17 protein-coding genes are annotated in these 15,597 nt (G+C 60.4%); 6 read left to right on the top strand and 11 right to left on the bottom strand.

The annotated features are described in order from the left end of the window. Window positions 1-34 precede the first annotated feature (34 nt). Both SSARUM_RS11510 and SSARUM_RS11505 read right to left on the bottom strand, forming a co-directional pair. Window positions 35-1,102, bottom strand: coding sequence for an oxidoreductase (locus tag SSARUM_RS11510; RefSeq protein WP_039566191.1), 1,068 nt, complete (start codon window positions 1,100-1,102; stop codon window positions 35-37). Between the two features lie 12 nt (window positions 1,103-1,114). Then, entirely contained in the window at window positions 1,115-1,864 is a 750-nt protein-coding gene (locus SSARUM_RS11505; RefSeq protein ID WP_039566192.1) for a DeoR/GlpR family DNA-binding transcription regulator, read from the bottom strand. A gap of 148 nt (window positions 1,865-2,012) precedes the next feature. Between SSARUM_RS11505 and SSARUM_RS11500 the strand changes: the two genes are divergently transcribed. Next, window positions 2,013-2,891 carry an alpha/beta hydrolase gene (locus SSARUM_RS11500; protein ID WP_033648279.1) on the top strand — a complete coding sequence of 293 codons (879 nt, stop codon included), beginning with the start codon at window positions 2,013-2,015 and terminating at the stop codon, window positions 2,889-2,891. Between the two features lie 50 nt (window positions 2,892-2,941). On the opposite strand, the gene SSARUM_RS11495 is transcribed toward SSARUM_RS11500, so the two are convergent. The 3 genes from SSARUM_RS11495 to SSARUM_RS11485 form a co-directional block, all read right to left on the bottom strand. Beyond that, window positions 2,942-3,076, bottom strand: coding sequence for an AcrZ family multidrug efflux pump-associated protein (locus SSARUM_RS11495; RefSeq protein WP_033643027.1), 135 nt, complete (start codon window positions 3,074-3,076; stop codon window positions 2,942-2,944). Window positions 3,077-3,269: 193 nt separating this feature from the next. Beyond that, a complete protein-coding gene (locus SSARUM_RS11490) occupies window positions 3,270-3,740 on the bottom strand; it encodes an Rrf2 family transcriptional regulator (protein WP_033648278.1) in 471 nt (156 codons plus the stop codon). A gap of 130 nt (window positions 3,741-3,870) precedes the next feature. Continuing rightward, window positions 3,871-4,266, bottom strand: coding sequence for a DUF427 domain-containing protein (locus SSARUM_RS11485; RefSeq protein WP_033648277.1), 396 nt, complete (start codon window positions 4,264-4,266; stop codon window positions 3,871-3,873). A gap of 227 nt (window positions 4,267-4,493) precedes the next feature. On the opposite strand from SSARUM_RS11485, the gene osmB reads away from it, so the two are divergent. Further along, window positions 4,494-4,706, top strand: a complete 213-nt coding sequence (gene osmB / locus SSARUM_RS11480) for an osmotically-inducible lipoprotein OsmB (RefSeq protein WP_033648276.1) — start codon at window positions 4,494-4,496, stop codon at window positions 4,704-4,706. A 152-nt stretch (window positions 4,707-4,858) separates the two neighbouring features. On the opposite strand, the gene SSARUM_RS11475 is transcribed toward osmB, so the two are convergent. After that, window positions 4,859-6,403, bottom strand: a complete 1,545-nt coding sequence (locus SSARUM_RS11475; protein ID WP_170310553.1) for a methyl-accepting chemotaxis protein — start codon at window positions 6,401-6,403, stop codon at window positions 4,859-4,861. Between the two features lie 413 nt (window positions 6,404-6,816). On the opposite strand from SSARUM_RS11475, the gene SSARUM_RS11470 reads away from it, so the two are divergent. Both SSARUM_RS11470 and SSARUM_RS11465 read left to right on the top strand, forming a co-directional pair. Then, window positions 6,817-8,055: a hypothetical protein gene (locus SSARUM_RS11470; protein WP_033648275.1), complete on the top strand. Its 1,239-nt coding sequence runs from the start codon at window positions 6,817-6,819 to the stop codon at window positions 8,053-8,055. Then, window positions 8,013-8,198: a hypothetical protein gene (locus SSARUM_RS11465; protein WP_071883812.1), complete on the top strand. Its 186-nt coding sequence runs from the start codon at window positions 8,013-8,015 to the stop codon at window positions 8,196-8,198. Before SSARUM_RS11470 ends, SSARUM_RS11465 begins: the two co-directional genes overlap by 43 nt. Here SSARUM_RS11465 and SSARUM_RS11460 read toward each other — a convergent pair. Continuing rightward, complete coding sequence (locus SSARUM_RS11460) at window positions 8,188-9,906, bottom strand: penicillin-binding transpeptidase domain-containing protein (RefSeq protein ID WP_033634500.1); 1,719 nt, start codon at window positions 9,904-9,906, stop codon at window positions 8,188-8,190. The genes SSARUM_RS11465 and SSARUM_RS11460 overlap by 11 nt on opposite strands. A gap of 107 nt (window positions 9,907-10,013) precedes the next feature. Then, complete coding sequence (mrdA, locus tag SSARUM_RS11455) at window positions 10,014-11,939, bottom strand: penicillin-binding protein 2 (protein ID WP_060425743.1); 1,926 nt, start codon at window positions 11,937-11,939, stop codon at window positions 10,014-10,016. Window positions 11,940-12,233: 294 nt separating this feature from the next. Here mrdA and SSARUM_RS11450 point away from each other — a divergent pair, with 294 nt between their 5' ends. Beyond that, a complete protein-coding gene (locus SSARUM_RS11450) occupies window positions 12,234-12,515 on the top strand; it encodes a YjcB family protein (RefSeq protein ID WP_033634498.1) in 282 nt (93 codons plus the stop codon). A 37-nt stretch (window positions 12,516-12,552) separates the two neighbouring features. On the opposite strand, the gene SSARUM_RS11445 is transcribed toward SSARUM_RS11450, so the two are convergent. Beyond that, a complete protein-coding gene (locus SSARUM_RS11445; protein WP_039566201.1) occupies window positions 12,553-13,002 on the bottom strand; it encodes a MarR family winged helix-turn-helix transcriptional regulator in 450 nt (149 codons plus the stop codon). A 226-nt stretch (window positions 13,003-13,228) separates the two neighbouring features. Between SSARUM_RS11445 and SSARUM_RS11440 the strand changes: the two genes are divergently transcribed. After that, window positions 13,229-14,428, top strand: coding sequence for a multidrug efflux MFS transporter (locus tag SSARUM_RS11440; RefSeq protein ID WP_039566203.1), 1,200 nt, complete (start codon window positions 13,229-13,231; stop codon window positions 14,426-14,428). Between the two features lie 171 nt (window positions 14,429-14,599). Here SSARUM_RS11440 and SSARUM_RS11435 read toward each other — a convergent pair whose 3' ends face one another. Together SSARUM_RS11435 and SSARUM_RS11430 are read right to left on the bottom strand one after the other, a co-directional pair. Further along, window positions 14,600-15,091 carry a nuclear transport factor 2 family protein gene (locus SSARUM_RS11435; RefSeq protein WP_033648272.1) on the bottom strand — a complete coding sequence of 164 codons (492 nt, stop codon included), beginning with the start codon at window positions 15,089-15,091 and terminating at the stop codon, window positions 14,600-14,602. A gap of 9 nt (window positions 15,092-15,100) precedes the next feature. Then, a complete protein-coding gene (locus SSARUM_RS11430) occupies window positions 15,101-15,439 on the bottom strand; it encodes a MoaF-related domain-containing protein (RefSeq protein ID WP_033634493.1) in 339 nt (112 codons plus the stop codon). Window positions 15,440-15,597: the final 158 nt, after the last annotated feature.

The following is a 15,597-nucleotide window of genomic DNA, read 5'->3' as shown; positions in this document are numbered from 1 at the left end:
TCCATGCGTCTGACGCCTTATCTGACGCGAGCCGTTACCAGGCGGCGATCTCCGCCTCGGTGAGCGGCAGGGTTTGGGTAACGCCGGTTTCCGCCGCCAGGGTGGCCGCCTCCAGCACCGCCATCACCGCCAGCGCCTGCGCAGCGGTAACCGGATTGCTGCCGGCGCCGCGCAGGGCGTCGCGTACCTGGAAGTAATACTGGCGCTGATCGCCATCCGGCGTCGGCAGCGTGCGCACCGACTCCGTGCCGATAAACAGGCTCATCGCGTCGTCGTCTTTGCCCCACTCCGCCGAGCCCGGCGTCACGCCGGCCAGCAGTTGGCTCTCCTGCCCGTCGGCGCGCGTTTTGACCACGCTGCCTTTCTCGCCGTGCACGGTAAAGCGCGACACGCCGCCCGCCACCAGCATGCTGCCGTGCAGGATCACGCGGTGCGTCGGGTAGTTGAGCACCACGTGGGCCCAGTCGTTAACCTGCGCGTTGGGGCGCAGCGTTGCGATGTTGGCCTGCACGCTGTGCGGCAAACCGAACAGCTGCAGCGCCTGATCGACCATGTGCGGCCCCAGATCAAACCACAGCCCGCTGCCCGGCAGGTTCTGCTCACGCCAGCGCACCCGCACTTCGGGGCGGTAACGATCGATGTGCGACTCAAAGTGCGTCACCTTGCCGATCAGCCCCTGTTCGATCACCTGCTTCACCCCTAGGTAGTCGCTGTCCCAGCGGCGGTTCTGGAACACCGACAGCAGGCGTTCGTGTTTTTCCGCCGCCGCAATCAGCGTGCGCGCCTGCGCCAAGTCCAGCGTAAAGGGCTTATCCACCACCACGTGCTTGCCCGCCTCCAGCGCGGCCAGCGCCAGCGGCGCATGGGTGTCATTCGGCGACGCGATCACCACCAAATCCACCTCCGGCCGGCGGATGGCCTCCAGCGGATCGGCTATCACCTGCGCGTGCGGCAGATCGGCATGCACCTTGGCGGCATCGCGCGAAGCCACCACGCTCAGTTCCAGCCCCGGCACCGCGTTAATCAGCGGCGCGTGAAACGCCTTGCCGACAAAGCCGTAGCCAATCAGCGCCACCTGCAACGGTCGAGCGGTATCGTTCATCAGTGTTCTCCTCTAGCGGTCGTCGGCGACGACACAAAGTTCAATCAGTGACTGTTCGTCCAGTTTGTCCCACGGGCGATCGGTAAACAGCCGTTGGATCTGCGCCAGATCCGCAACGTGATGCGGTTCGCAGCGATCCAGCTTCATATGGTCGGCCACCAGCCAGCGCTCGCCGCTGTTGGCCAGCATGGCGCGTTTGACCTCTGCATCGGCCTCCTCGCCGGCGCTCAGCCCCAGCTGCGCATGCACCGCGCAGGCGCCCAGCAAGGCGATATCCGCGCGGTAGCGTTCCAGCAACGCCAGGGTGGCGCTGCCGGCGAACAGCCGCTGGCGCGCATCCCACTGGCCGCCGAGCAGAATCAGGTTGATCTCCGGCCTGTCGCTCAGGCACTGCGCGATATCCAGCGAAGCGGTGATCACCGTAGCCGGCCCGCGCAGCGCCTGTGCCACCGCCAGCAGCGTGCTGCCCGCATCCAACATCAGGGTGCTGCCGGGCGGGATCTGCGCGGCCACCGCGCGGCCGAGCCGCTGCTTGACCTGCGGCAACAGCGCCGCGCGCGCCTGGCGCGGCATGCCGGACGGTTCGAGCGCGATCGCCCCGCCGTGATGTTTCTGCGCCAACCCTTGCCGCTCGAGATCGGCCAGATCGCGGCGCACGGTATCGACCGAAACGCCGATGGCGCCAGCCAATTCCGCCACCGCCGCCTGCCCGCGTTCGCTGAGCAAATCCAGTAAATGGCGCTGTCGTGCCGCTTTGTGCATGGGTTTATTCCGCAGTAAAAAGCATAAAACAGCAATATACAGCAGAAAACAGCATCAGAGAAGCCGCAATGATGCGCACCGAAGATCAAACATCTTTTCGCCTGCGGGACGACGATGAGGGCATAACGCATAACAATCAGGAGAGGTGATGAGCATCGATCTGACGTTTACAGACCTGAGCGCGCGCGCCGTGCAATACAACGCCCGCGCTTCGGTGGAAGATTTTGACGCCTGCATGGCGGAATACGCCGCGCTGGCCCAGCGCGCCAGGGCGCAGACGCCGGGCATTTACGATCTGCGCTACGGCATGAGCGCCGCAGAGCGCCTCGATCTGTTCCCGGCCTGCACGCAGCCCGCCCCGCTGCTGATCTTTATTCATGGCGGCTACTGGCATTCGCAGCGCAAAGAGGAAGCCTGTTCGATGGCCGCCGCGTTTGCCCGCCGCGGCGTGGCGGTCGCCACGCTGGAATACACGCTGGCGCCGGAAGCGACGCTGGCGGAGATCGTGCACGAGGTGCGCAGCGCCGTCGCCTGGCTCTATCATCACGGGGCGCCCTTCGGCATCGATCCGGCGCGCATTTTCGTCAGCGGCAGTTCGGCCGGCGGCCATCTGTGCGGCATGCTGATCGCCGACGGCTGGCAACCACGCTATCGCCTGCCGCCCGACGCGATCAAAGGCGCGCTGGCGCTGAGCGGCCTCTACGATCTGCGGCCGCTGTGCGATATCTATATCAACGACTGGCTGCACCTGACGCCCGAACAGGCGCAAGCCCTCAGCCCGCTGTTTTTGCTGCCGGCGAAAGAACATGCGCCGCAGATATTGCTCGACGTCGGCCAGCGGGAAACCCAAGCCTTCAAAAACCAGACGCAGGCCTATTATCACGCCTGCCTGGCGCGCGGCCTCGACGTCCAGCTGCTGGCCGATCGCCACTGCAATCACTTTACGCTGGTCAACGAACTGGCCGATGCGGAAAGCGCGATGTTTCGGCAGGTGATGGCGATGATTGACGCCACAGCGCAATCTTAGAGAGGAAAGGAGATAAAAGAGCCGGGGGCTGAGCGCCCCCTGGCGTGCCATCAGCCGTTTTTGCGGCCAATAGCGGAAAAGACGTTGAACACTTCACCCAGGCCGTAAATCGCGCCGAGCAAAACGGCCACCATTACCGGCACCAGGACCACCACGGTGGCCAAGCTTTCAATCATTTCTAACATCGTTCTCTCCTGGTTTATAAGCACAGCGAATCTGTGCCGGAAGAAAAGGTTTCCGGCCAATCGGTTGAGTATCGTGGGGAGGCAGTCTAAAACGTGAGCTACATCACACTTGATGCGAGCTAATGTAACTTACACAATTACATTAACGCAATGCAAAAAATGCTCTGCGCGAAGAAGGAATTGGCACGGGTTTTTATTGCGTATCCGCTTGATATTGCGGCGAACAAGGGACAAAAGGATAGCCTGCGCGCCGCTCGACCTGCCCGGCCATTTCGGCGATGCTGGTTTGCGCCAGGCTGGCTTCCAGCGCGAGACCGACGCGCGCAAACTCTTGCTCCAGCACCGGGGTAATGGCGTGGCCGATATAGCACGCATCGTTAGGCCGGGTACGGTGCAGCATGAAATACGGTTGATCTTCCACCGCGCGATACACGTCCAGCAACGAGATCGCTTCCGCCGGCCGCGCCAGCAGCGCCCCGCCGCCTTGCCCCATCTGTGAATAGGTCAGCCCGGCCTCCGCCAGCGCGCCGAGGATGCGCCGCACCACCGTCGGGTTGGTGTTGACGCTGCGCGCGATATCTTCGGAACGCACCGTCTGGCCACGGCACAGCGTGATATTGGTCAGAATATGGATGGCAACGGCAAATCGCGTAGAGGTAGACACCTTGGCACCTGCTCAGAGTTTCGTTTATGTCGGATTAAAACATAAGGAAAACGTATCAATTTCCGATAATACACATAATGAGTAGGGATAAGAAGAATGTCAACCTGCCCACGCCCGGATGCGGCGGGGCTCAGGCTTCGGCACGGATTTCCGCCACTTTGTCGGAATAAAATGCCAGATGATCCTTGATCGCCACCACGGCGTTGTAGGGCATTTCATAGCTCCAGGCCACATTGGCCTCCTGCTCGCCGTTAAGCGCCAGGGAGAAATAACTGCAGTCGCCCTTATAAGGGCAGTAGCTGACGTGCTCGTTTTTCTGCAACAGCGCCATATTCACGTCCTCACGCGGAAAGTAAAACACCGGCGGATAGCTGGCTTCCTGCAGAATGAGCGCATGGCGGCTGTCGGCCAGGGTCTGACCGCCGGCACGCACCACGACCCGCGTCGGATGGCGGGTCAAGGTGATCGGGTGATCAGGGCCGGGGATTTTCACCGGTTTGCCGGATGCGGAAACGAGATCGGACATGGCGGCCTCCAGAGTGTGCGCCCCGCCGCGAGGCGTCTTCCCAGTATAGACCAGCGGTTTTGCCGGCGGCCGCGCATTCGGCGAGCAATTACTTTTCAGCGCCGCAAAATTAAGAATTTTTACCTGTTCGATTTTCTTACGGAGGAATACATTCATCTCAACTTCTACCGGCAGGTTAATCGGATTATTTTTAATCCATTAATCAGCCAATTTACCAGGAACTCATTATGAATATTAAACGTGCCGCAGGTGTGTTGGTGGTGGTCATGGCAACGCTTTCCGTTACCGCATGCGGGCATATGTCCAAGCGCGATCGCAACACGGCGATCGGCGCGGGCGTGGGCGCCGTCGGCGGCGCTGTGCTGACCGACGGCAGTACGCTGGGCACCCTGGGCGGCGCAGCGCTGGGCGGCATTATCGGCCACCAGACCGGCCGTTAATCATCCGGTTAAAATAATCTCTGCAGGCCGGCGCTTTTTTAACCCATAAGCGCCGGCCTGTTTTTTTTATCGAGATAAATTCCCTCAGTGAGGGAAAATAATAAATAACGTTAAACGCAGCTTTATTATTCATTAATCTGCGGCGTGGTTATTTATTGCGCCGGCAGCCTGAAGCGCGCCATCGCTTTTTCTAACCGTTCCGACTCGCCCTGTAACCGCTGCGAAGCCTCGGTCACCGCGTTCACCACCGTGCCGGTTTGCCGCGCTACCTGATTCAGCGCCGCGATGCGCGCCGTCACGTCCTGAATGCTCTCCCCCTGATTGAGCGACGCCAGGGAAATGTCCCCCATCAGCGCACTGCATTTGTTCACCAGATCGATAATCTGGCGCAGGTTGCCCGTCAGTAGATCCACCGCCTGCGAGCCTTGATCGATTTGCTGCAGCGAACGGTTGATCAACTGCTGAATATCGCGCGTCGAATGGCTGCTCTTTTGCGCCAACAGGCCCACCTCTTTGGCCACGATGGCAAAGCCGCGGCCGTGCCCCCCGGCGTGCGCGGCCTCGATCGCCGCATTCAGCGCCAGAATATTGGTCTGGAACGCCACGCTGTCGATCAGCGCGACGATGCCGCGCATCTCGGCCGATTGGTTGACGATCCCTTGCATCGAAACATTGACGGTTTGCATCATCCGCTCACCGGCGCCCGCGCACTGCCGGGCCTGTTCGGTTCGTTGGCTGGCCTGCTGCGCATATTGGCCGTTTTCTTCCACCCGCGCCGCCAGTTGCCGCACGTGCTCGGTCGCCAACTGCAATTCGCCGTCCTGCTTCGCCGACTGCGCCGTCAACTGTCGATTGCCGTCCGCCAGCCGCCCGACGCCGTTCAGGATCCCGCCCGCCGCATCGCGCACCTCGCTCACCAGGCGCTGCAGGCCGCCCTGCATATGGCCAATGCTGGTCTGCAGCTGACGCATCTCACGGTTGAACGCGCGCCCAGGCGGCAGCGGCCGCGAAAGATCGCCGGCGGCCAGTACGTTGAGGTGCGCGATCGCCTGCCGCAGCGGTGCGATCACCCAGCGAGAGACGCCGAACCAAACGCCCACGGCGATCAGCGCCAGCGCGGCCAACGCGCCGAGCGCAAAGGTTCTGGCCTGCTCCAGCGCCGCCAACTGCCGCACGTTGACGTCATCGCCACGCCGTTCATTCAGCGCCTGGTAAGCGAGATACTTCTCGTTGAAATCCGCCTGAAACGCCTGGATCGGCACGGCGAAAAACGCATCGATGCTGTTGCCCTGCAATCCTTGCGCCTGCTCTTTCAGGCCGTCATAGAACAGGCGATAGCTGTCTTGCAGGGCGCCCGGCGCTTCCGGCGCATCCGCGCTCAAGCGCTCGAACCGGGCAAAGGCCTGCTCTGAAGCCTGCAGCGCCGCCAACGACTCATCCAGCAGGCTGTGCCAGCTGCCGTCGGAGCCGGTGGCTTTGTCCTGCAGATAATAGATGCCCGCACGGTTCAGGGTGTCGCTGGCCGTCAGTAGCGACAGCCTGGCGCGATCCATCGTCGCCTGCTGGCGATGCAAGGCGTCGCCCGTCACCAGGTTAACCTTGGCGTCGCGCAAAATATTGGAAATAAATACGGTGGAAAACAATTGCAGCAGAGAAAATAGCGCGATAACGCAAATTACGCCGCTTAATAGGCCCATGCTCTTGCCGAAGCCAAACGCGCGCGGCAGCGCTGCCGCAGATTTTACCCTGCGGCCCAGCGTCAGTTTTATGTTCATGATTTTTAGTCAGTAATACCAGGATGCCGCGAGTCTAACGGGCATTGATGACACTAATATTTCAGCCTGCTTTGCGTCGCCCCCGCAGGCCAAGGCGCCCAATAATCGGTATTGCCCGTCAACTCTCATTTTTATTTCTTGACTTGTTTAATACCGGATTTATAGTTTTTCCATTAAACAAGAAACAAAGTTTCATATATTAACCGACGCTGAATTTAATATATGAAACGCACAATAAAATCGTCTCAAATATAAAACCAATGAGCGTAAATGCCCTGTTCACAGGTGAAACTCGCTCGCCTTAATAAACAGTCTACTTTCATCAGGGGCCAGGCATGCGCACGATCACGCTTTGTTTTTTGCTTGTTTCACCAGTGAGTTATGCGGCCACCGTCGCATTGCCCAACGACGCTGCCGCCACCGCGGCACCGGTAAAAAAAAGCCGTCCGGCATTGCCGCATATTCATTGGCAAAGCGAGGATAATAAAAAGAATATTGATATCGGCGGCGCGCTGCGTGCCAATTATCGCTATGAAGACTGGCACAGCAGCAATTATCGGAATCCGCCGCATTTACGCTTTGACGCCTTTCGCATCGATGCCGCCGGCCAGATAAACGACGCGTTTTTCGATAGCGGATTCTGGTTTCAGGATCGGCGCAAATACGCCATCGACCGCGCCTATGTCGGTTACCACCTGTCTGAACGTTCCGCCGTGCAGCTTGGCGCGCCGTTCAAACCGTTCGGCCTGATGCCCTACCCGCAGTTCGGCTGGTCGTACGGCATTCCGTTTTACCTCGGCTTTGGCGTCAACACCGGGCTGGGCGCCAAATACCAATATCAACATGACGATTGGGCCTTCGACGCCGCCTACTACCCGCGCATGATGCCGACCGGCGTGCGTTACGCCCCCGACGTCGCCAGCTACGACGATCTGAAAAACACCAACTATGCGTCACAGCACCTGCAGCGCAACGAAAAACGCGATCAGGTAAACCTGCGGCTGACGCGCGCTTTCCATCAGGGCGGCTGGGACAATGAGCTCGGCGGTTCGCTGGCGGCCTCGCGGCTCTATAACCAGGCGACCGGCGATAACGGCAGCTTCTGGGCGGCGGGTTTACATACGCTGGTGAATTACGATCCCTGGCATCTGTCCGGCCAGGTGATCCGCTACGGTTACGACGCCAAAGGCCCGGCCGGGGCCAACAATTCGGTGATCCTGATGGGGGGCAACGGCCTGACGCCGGCCTATCTGATCCCGTCGCAGGCCACCACCGCCGCCATCAACCTGGCGCGCGACGTCGACGTGCCCTGGGGGCCGGTGAAAAAGCTGCGGTTCTACAACGACTACAGCGTGCTATGGAAAGACAGGCACGGCGGCTCAGATTCCAAAATGAACACGCTGGGGGTTCAGGTGTTCGCCATGCCGGTGATGCTGTGGGTGGATCTGACCTGGGCGCAGAACGCCAACCCGTGGGGCGGCGTGGAAAACGCCACCGGCTGGACCGGCACCCAATCCTCCGGCAGCAATAAATGGTATTTTCGCACCAACGTAAACATCGGTTACTACTTCTGAACGCGGCGGGATCTACACTGAAGCATTGCCGCCAGCCGGGCATGGTCGACGCGCTGTTCGCCCGCGACGCCGGGCTGGTGAACGCCGATCTGCAGGCGCTGAAGCGCCTGCTGGAATCTCGCTCGCCCTCGGTTACCCCTTGACCGACGACACCACGTTAAGCGGCTGGGCGTCCGGCAGAATATTCATGTGCTCCAGCACCTGGGCCATGATCTTGCCGAACACCGGCCCGGCCACCGAACCGCCGAAGTGCTTGCCGGCTTTCGGGTTGTTGACCATCACCACCAGCGCCACCTGCGGATCGCTGGCCGGCGCCACGCCGGCGGTGTAGTTGATGTAGCCGCCGTCGTATTTGCCGCTCGGGCCCATTTTCTCGGCGGTACCGGTTTTGATCGCCAGCCGGTAGCCCGGCACCGCGGCGCTCACCCCGCTGCCGCCCGGCAAGGCGTCGCTCTCCATCATATGCACCACGGAGCGTACCGTATCCGCCGGCAAAATGCGTTGCCCCATCACCGGCGGCGTCACCTTGGTGATCGACAGCGGCCGATAAATGCCGAAGGAACCGATCGCAGCGTACTCGCGCGCCATCTGCAGCGGCGTCACGCGCAGCCCATAGCCGAAGGAGAAGGTAGCGCGTTCGATATCGGCCCAGCGTTCACGATGCTGCGGCAGATAACCACTGCTCTCGTTGCCGATGCCGAGCTCGGTCGGCCGCCCCAGGCCAAAGCTGCGGTAGACCGCCGGCAGCACCGTGGCCGGCAGCGCCAGCGCAATGTGCGATACCGCGATGTCGCTCGATTTTTGCAGCACGCCGGTGATGGTCAGCTTCGACCAGTGGCCGACGTCTTTGATCAGGTGACCGTTCACCCGATACGGCGTGGTGTCCAGCACCGTATCCGGCCGGATCAGCTTATGCTCCAGCCCCACCATCACCACCACCGGTTTCACCGTCGAGCCCGGCTCGAAGCTGTCGCTGCTGCACACGTTGCGAATGTCTTTCGCCGGGGTGCCGGCATAGTTGTTGGGGTTGAACGACGGGTAGCTGGCCATGCCGAGGATCTCGCCGGTGTCGATCTTGACCAGCACCGCACAGCCGGAGTCGGCCTGGTTGGCCACCACGCCGTCGCGGATCTGCGCATAGAGCACGTACTGGATAAATTTGTCGATGCTGAGCGTCACGTTCGGCGGCGGCACCGGATCCACGCTTTTAAGCACGCCGATCACCGCGCCGCTGCCGTCCTTCTGATAGACCCGCAGGCCGTTTTTGCCCTGCAACAGCGGGTTGAAGCCCAGCTCGATGCCCTCCAGCCCCTGGTTGTCCTGGCCGACGATGCCGATCAGCCCGGCGGCGTCCTGGCCCATCGGATAAAAGCGGCTGAAATCCTGCTCGGTGCTGACGCCGGTCAGGTGCAGTTTGCTGATGTAGGCAGCGTTGTCGTCCTCCACCTTGCGCGCCAGATAGACGAAACGCTTGTGCGCGTTGCTCTGGATCAGATGCTGCACGTCCGCCAGCGGGATCTTCAGCACGTTGGCCATGCTCTGCCAGCGCTCGTTGCCGGTGTCGGTCTGGGAATCGAGAATATGCTTCGGATCCAGCACGATGTCTTTGGACGACACGCTGACCGCCAGCGCCTCATCGTTGCGATCGGTGATCATGGCGCGGTTGGTCGGCACCACCTGGGTGCGGATCGAACGCTGGTCGGCCTGATCCGCCAGCTGCTGGTGCTCCAGCAGCTGCAGGTAACCGACCCTGAACGCCAACAGAAAAAAACAGACCAGCATACCGGCGCAAATCCAGCCGAAACGAACTGTGGAATAGGTTTTACCGCTTTTTTTGGTCGATGGCGCCACTGTTGTGTTAACCCTGCGTTTTTATTCGGTTTATGGTGTTATTTCAGTCTACCTTGCCGGAAATGGTCAGGAGATTGCAGTTTGTAAGAAAGTAAAAACAAACCGCCTCACCGTTGCACATCGGCACTGTCGTTTAACTGCGGTTTACTTTGCCCCGCATCGCCGGGCTGCGGCGCGTTGGCCGGGTCAAAAATATGGTCGAGGATGGCGCGCGCGGTCGGCCCCGCCACCACGCCGTCGCCGCCGCCGTTTTCCAGGATCAGAGCCATCGCCACCCGTGGGTTTTTGTAAGGCGCGAACAGCGTATAGAAGATGTGATCGCGCAGCCGCACCGGGATCATTTTGGCGTTGTAGGTCTGGTTTTGCTTCAGGCTGAATACCTGCGAAGTGCCGGATTTGGCGGCGATCTGATACGGCGCGGTGTGGAACAGCTTGTACCCGGTGCCGTTCGGCAGATTGGCCATGCCGTACATGCCATTGCGCACGATGCCCCAGTAAGGCGAATGGGGATCGCCGATCTGCGCCGTTTTCGCCGGCGGCGGGTAGCGCGTCACCCGGTTGCCCTGCTGCAGCGAATACAGCAGGTGCGGCGTTTTCACCTGGCCGTTGTTGATCAGCGTGGTCAGCGCTTTCACCATCTGGATCGGCGTCGCCACCCAATACCCCTGGCCGATGCCCACCGAAACCGTATCCCCCTGATACCAGCCTTTTTTGTGCACCTTCAGCTTCCAGTCGCGGCTCGGCAGCACGCCGCGGTACTCTTCGTTCAGATCGATGCCGGTGGACTGGCCGTAGCCGAACTGGCTCAGCCAGTGGTGGATACGATCGATGCCCATCTCATACGCCACCTGATAAAAGAAAGTGTCGGCGGATTCCTCGATCGCTTTGGTGACGTTGAGCATGCCGTGGCCGGTTTTCAGCCAGTCGCGGTAGCGGCGCTCGGTACCGGGCAGCGTCCAGGTCGGGGCGCCGAAAAAGGTGGTGGTGGGCGTGATCACGCCGGCGAACAGCGCCGAAACGGCCATGTAGGGCTTCACCGTCGACGCCGGCGGGTATAAGCCCTGGGTGACGCGGTTGATCAGCGGCAAATCCGGGTTGGTCAGCAGCGCCTTATAGGCCTGATAGCCGATGCCTTTGACGAAAGGATTGGGATCGTAGCTGGGGCTGGAAACCATCGCCAGGATGCCGCCGTCGCGCGGATCTTCCACCACCACCGCGGCGCGCTGCCCCTTCAGCACCGATTCAATGTACTGCTGCAGCGGCAGATCCAGCGTCAGGTAGATGTTCTTGCCGGCCTTCGGCGGCTGCTCTTTCAGCAGGCGGATCACGCGACCGTGATTATCCACCTCCACCTCCTGATAGCCGGTGGTGCCGTGCAGTTCGGCCTCGTAATAGGCCTCGATGCCCTGTTTGCCGATGTTGCGGTCGGCGGCATAGTTCTCGCTCAGCCCGGCCTTGTCCAGGCGTTTGAGATCGCTGTCGTTGATCTTCGACACATAGCCCAGCACGTGCGCCAGTTGGGCGCCGTAAGGATATTCACGCTGTTGATAGGTATCGATCGTCACTCCGTCGAAACGGTATTGATTGACGGCAAAGCGCGCCACCTCGGTGTCGCTCAGCCCGGCTTTGAGCGTCACCGGTTTGTAGCGGCTGTTGTGGTGCATGTCGTCGCGAAACGCGCTGATGTCCTCCGGCGTCAGGTCGACGATCGGCGTCAGCGCCTGCAGCAGTGCCGCCATGTCGCTGATTTTGCTGGGCGTGATCTCGATACGATACAGTGTCACGTTTCGCACTAAAGGCGTGCCGTTGCGATCGAAGATCAGCCCCCGGCTGGGGGCGATCGGCAGCATTTTGATGTCGTTCTGGTTGGAGCGCGTCTGGTAAAAGCCGTGCTGGCGGATTTGCAGCCGGTAGAGGTTGACGATCAGCGCGCCAAAACAGACCACCACCAGCGCCAGCGCCACGCCTGCCCGGTGGATAAACAGCCTCTCTTCCGCAGAGTGGTCGCGAATTGTTTCTTTTAACAGGGCCATGCGGTGCCAATACCTTTTGCGTCACATTTCCCCGCAAAATCAGGGAACTGAAAAGCCGGCAAGCATAGCGTTATCGGGCGCACCGCCCCATGAAAAGGTTGCTAATGAAATGGCATAACTGTTTCAGCATATTGGAATGTTACCGGCGGCGTTTTTTTCACCGCGCTTCCCATTGAGCCGCCGTTCGCCCCAATGCTACAATGTGATCTGAATCACAATATTCCCGATATTCCCCCGCATTTCCCTGTCGGCGCCCTGCCGGATGCGGCTTTTTGTTACATAGGATCGAGTTCGATGAGTACCATTGCCACCGGTTTAGTCATGATGCGCTGGGAGTTGCTGAGCGCCGTGATGATGTTCTTCGCCAGCCAGTTAAACGTCGTTTGCCGTAAAACCAGCCGTAACGGCATGGCGTTCATGTTCAGCAGCCTGGGCCTGTTTACCGCCTGCTGGTTCGTGATGGGCCTGATGGGCATCCACCTCACCCTGGAAGCTTTCACCCAATTCTGGTCATCGGCCTGGGATCGCTATGTGGACGTGGTCAGCACCATGCCGGTCGATTGGCCGATGCCGTAACCTCGCCGCGGGGGCGGCGCACCGGCCGCCCCGCCGATTATTCCGTTTCCGTTGACGGCGCCGCCGCCAGCCGCGCCATCAAGGCCCCCGCCTCAATCAACAGCGCCTGCTCCCGCTCCGTTAAACAGCTCTCCATCGCCGCCAGCAGCCACGCCTCGCGCCGGGTACGGCTCTCCTGCAGCAGGCCCAGCCCGGCGGGCGTCAGGCGCACCCGCACCCGGCGTTTGTCTTCGGCATCCGGCGTGCGCACCAGCAGCCCATCGGCCTCCAGCTCACGCAACGCGGCCGCCAGATTTGAGGAACGCATGCGCTCCGATTCCGCCAGCAGCGACGGCGTCGCCTCGCCGCCGTGGCGATCGATAGCCCCCAACAGCATCAGCTGGGCCCAGGATTTTTCGTCGCTGCGCGATTCGCGCCGCATACGGCGCACCAGCGACATTAACTGCGTGCGCAGCAGCGTCACGTCTTCAGGGTGATCTTTTTTCATTGGCATCAATCTAGCGTTCAGTTTATCTCTGCTTTCACACCGCCGGATCGCGCGGCTCTGGCTTAACCCAATTACCTATGATAATATAGCTATTAATATATAGCAAAAAGACACTGCGTCGGCAGGGTTACGTTTGCTCACGCATTGCCTCTCGCCGATTAATTTGCAGTGTTATTATTATTTTGCTCAATAAATCCCTCCTTATTCAACGTGGTACGGTAAGCCGATGGAAGCGTGGAAAGTCAATCTGATCTCGGTCTGGCTCGGGTGTTTCTTCACCGGGCTGGCGATGAGCCAAATCCTCCCTTTTCTGCCGCTGTACGTCGAACAGCTCGGCGTCAGCGATCACCAATCCCTCAGCCTGTGGTCCGGGCTGGTGTTCAGCGGCACCTTTTTGGTCTCGGCGGTGGTGTCGCCGCTGTGGGGCAGCCTGGCCGACCGCAAAGGCCGCAAACTGATGCTGCTGCGCGCCTCGCTGGGCATGGCGATCGTCATCGCGCTGCAGGGGCTGGCCACCAACGTCTGGCAGCTGTTCGCACTGCGCGCCCTGATGGGGCTGACGTCCGGCTATATTCCCAACGCCATGGCGCTGGTCGCCTCGCAGGTGCCGCGCGATAAAAGCGGCTGGGCGCTGGGCACGCTTTCTACCGGGCAGATCTCCGGCGTGATCGCCGGGCCGCTGCTGGGCGGGCTGATGGCCGACCATCTGGGGCTGCGGGTAGTGTTTTTCGTCACCGCCGGGCTGATGTTCGTCAGCTTCCTGGTGACGCTGTTCCTGATTAAAGAGCGGCGCATCACGGTGAAAAAAGCGGATCAGCTGAGCGGCAAGGCGGTGTTCCGTTCGCTGCCCTATCCGACGCTGATCCTCACCCTGTTCGTTTGCACCCTGATGATCCAGCTGGCCAACTCGTCCATCAGCCCGATCCTGACGTTGTTCATTCGCGAGCTGTCCGGCGACGTCAGCAATATCGCCTTTGTCAGCGGCATGATCGCCGCCGTGCCCGGCATTGCAGCGCTGATCTCGGCGCCGCGCCTCGGGCGGCTCGGCGATCGCATCGGCACCGCGCGCATCCTGATCGCCGCGCTGCTGTTCACCACCGGCCTGTTCGCCGTGATGGCCTGGGTCAATACGCCGCTGCAGCTGGGCATTCTGCGTTTCCTGCTCGGCTTCGCCGACGGCGCGCTGATGCCGGCGGTGCAGGCACTGCTGCTGAAGTATTCCTCAGATCAGGTAACCGGGCGCATCTTCGGCTATAACCAATCCTTTATGTACTTGGGCAACGTGGTTGGCCCGCTGCTGGGGTCGGGCATTTCGGCGATGATGGGATTCCGCTGGGTGTTCGCCGTGACGGCGGTGTTGGTGCTTTGCAATGCGCTGCAGCTGCGCCATCAGTTCAAAAAAGTGGAGAGCCAACGCGCGGGATAACGGGGAATGCGGGGAAACGCCTCAAGCAGTGGCGGGACAATGACGCCCATCAACCGTGCCACCACTGCCAAAGGCGGCCGTAGCCTACTCGACGCGGCGATCGTTTGGTATTTATGTAAGTAAATAAAGTGTTGCGGGCGTGTTGAGGGCCGCCGCAGCGGCCCTTGCGGATCAGAACATGGTATTGTCGTTGGCCGATTTTTCCGGCACATCCTGATTGACGTCCCAATGCTCGGTGATTTTCCCCTGATCGTTCACCCGGTAAATATCCACGCTGGCGGTACCGCGATCCTGCGGGTTATTTTGGTATTTGACGTGAACATAGACCAAATCGCCGTTGACCGCGCTGCGGTATATTTTGGCGCTGTACTGCGGATTGTCTTTAAAGGTCTGGCTGAAGAAATCCAGGAACGGCTTGATGCCGTCGCCGACGAACGGGTTATGCTGCTTGTAGTTTTCCACAATCAGCTTCTGCGCCACGCCGATGTCGTGGCGATTGAAAAAGCCCGCGTACAGATCTTCCACCACCTTCAGCTTCTGCTGAGCATGATGATAACCGCCTTTGCCGGCCGATTTGTCAGACGCCGCCTGATCCGTTGACAGCGCCGGGTAACTCGCCAGCAAGCCGCCGACGATCGCACAGGTGATCAATGCCTTTTTCATAACTGCTCCTTATTTTCCTGAGTGACCTACGATTTTCAGCTGCCCTTTCAGATGGGTGAAGCTACCGTCCTTGGCGGCGATGTTGGTGTACACCTCGCCGCGCTCAAAGTCCTCGATATGCGTCACGTTGTCGCCGGACTGCGGCTCATGCCAATAGACCATATAGACCTTTGGCCGGATCTCCACCGCGGTGTACTGCACGGTGTCGGTGATGCCCTGCGACGCCTCGCCGATACCGGTGAAGGTCATGGTCTTGTCATCGGTAAAATCCAGCTTGAAGGCGAAATCGCCGAAGGTCACCTGCACCACTTTACCGACCGCAATGAACTGCCCGTGTTTTTCCGTCATCGTTGCCGCCTTACTGTTTGTCAGGGAGGGTTGCGCCGCCGTAGCGGCGGGTAATGCGAGGGGGAAAGTCAGGGCTATCGCCAGCGCGATGCCCCTTCTCTTCACTGTTTTCATCGTTCCTTCTCCTTTCCGTGGTTGAAAACGAGAATCATTATCAT

The sequence above is a fragment of the Serratia sarumanii genome, from assembly GCF_029962605.1.
Taxonomy (GTDB): domain Bacteria; phylum Pseudomonadota; class Gammaproteobacteria; order Enterobacterales; family Enterobacteriaceae; genus Serratia; species Serratia sarumanii.
This window is presented reverse-complemented; position numbering and strand designations above follow the sequence as displayed.

Excerpts from the sequence above, each read along its gene's own strand:
- SSARUM_RS11500 (WP_033648279.1), top strand. The coding sequence starts at position 2,013 with ATGAGCATCGATCTGACGTTTACAGACCTGAGCGCGCGCGCCGTGCAA.
- SSARUM_RS11440 (WP_039566203.1), top strand. The coding sequence starts at position 13,229 with ATGGAAGCGTGGAAAGTCAATCTGATCTCGGTCTGGCTCGGGTGTTTC.
- SSARUM_RS11465 (WP_071883812.1), top strand. The coding sequence starts at position 8,013 with ATGGTATTTTCGCACCAACGTAAACATCGGTTACTACTTCTGAACGCG.
- SSARUM_RS11430 (WP_033634493.1), bottom strand. The coding sequence starts at position 15,439 with ATGACGGAAAAACACGGGCAGTTCATTGCGGTCGGTAAAGTGGTGCAG.
- SSARUM_RS11495 (WP_033643027.1), bottom strand. The coding sequence starts at position 3,076 with ATGTTAGAAATGATTGAAAGCTTGGCCACCGTGGTGGTCCTGGTGCCG.
- mrdA (WP_060425743.1), bottom strand. The coding sequence starts at position 11,939 with ATGGCCCTGTTAAAAGAAACAATTCGCGACCACTCTGCGGAAGAGAGG.
- osmB (WP_033648276.1), top strand. The coding sequence starts at position 4,494 with ATGAATATTAAACGTGCCGCAGGTGTGTTGGTGGTGGTCATGGCAACG.
- SSARUM_RS11435 (WP_033648272.1), bottom strand. The coding sequence starts at position 15,091 with ATGAAAAAGGCATTGATCACCTGTGCGATCGTCGGCGGCTTGCTGGCG.
- SSARUM_RS11450 (WP_033634498.1), top strand. The coding sequence starts at position 12,234 with ATGAGTACCATTGCCACCGGTTTAGTCATGATGCGCTGGGAGTTGCTG.
- SSARUM_RS11470 (WP_033648275.1), top strand. The coding sequence starts at position 6,817 with ATGCGCACGATCACGCTTTGTTTTTTGCTTGTTTCACCAGTGAGTTAT.
- SSARUM_RS11505 (WP_039566192.1), bottom strand. The coding sequence starts at position 1,864 with ATGCACAAAGCGGCACGACAGCGCCATTTACTGGATTTGCTCAGCGAA.
- SSARUM_RS11510 (WP_039566191.1), bottom strand. The coding sequence starts at position 1,102 with ATGAACGATACCGCTCGACCGTTGCAGGTGGCGCTGATTGGCTACGGC.
- SSARUM_RS11475 (WP_170310553.1), bottom strand. The coding sequence starts at position 6,403 with ATGGGCCTATTAAGCGGCGTAATTTGCGTTATCGCGCTATTTTCTCTG.
- SSARUM_RS11445 (WP_039566201.1), bottom strand. The coding sequence starts at position 13,002 with ATGAAAAAAGATCACCCTGAAGACGTGACGCTGCTGCGCACGCAGTTA.
- SSARUM_RS11485 (WP_033648277.1), bottom strand. The coding sequence starts at position 4,266 with ATGTCCGATCTCGTTTCCGCATCCGGCAAACCGGTGAAAATCCCCGGC.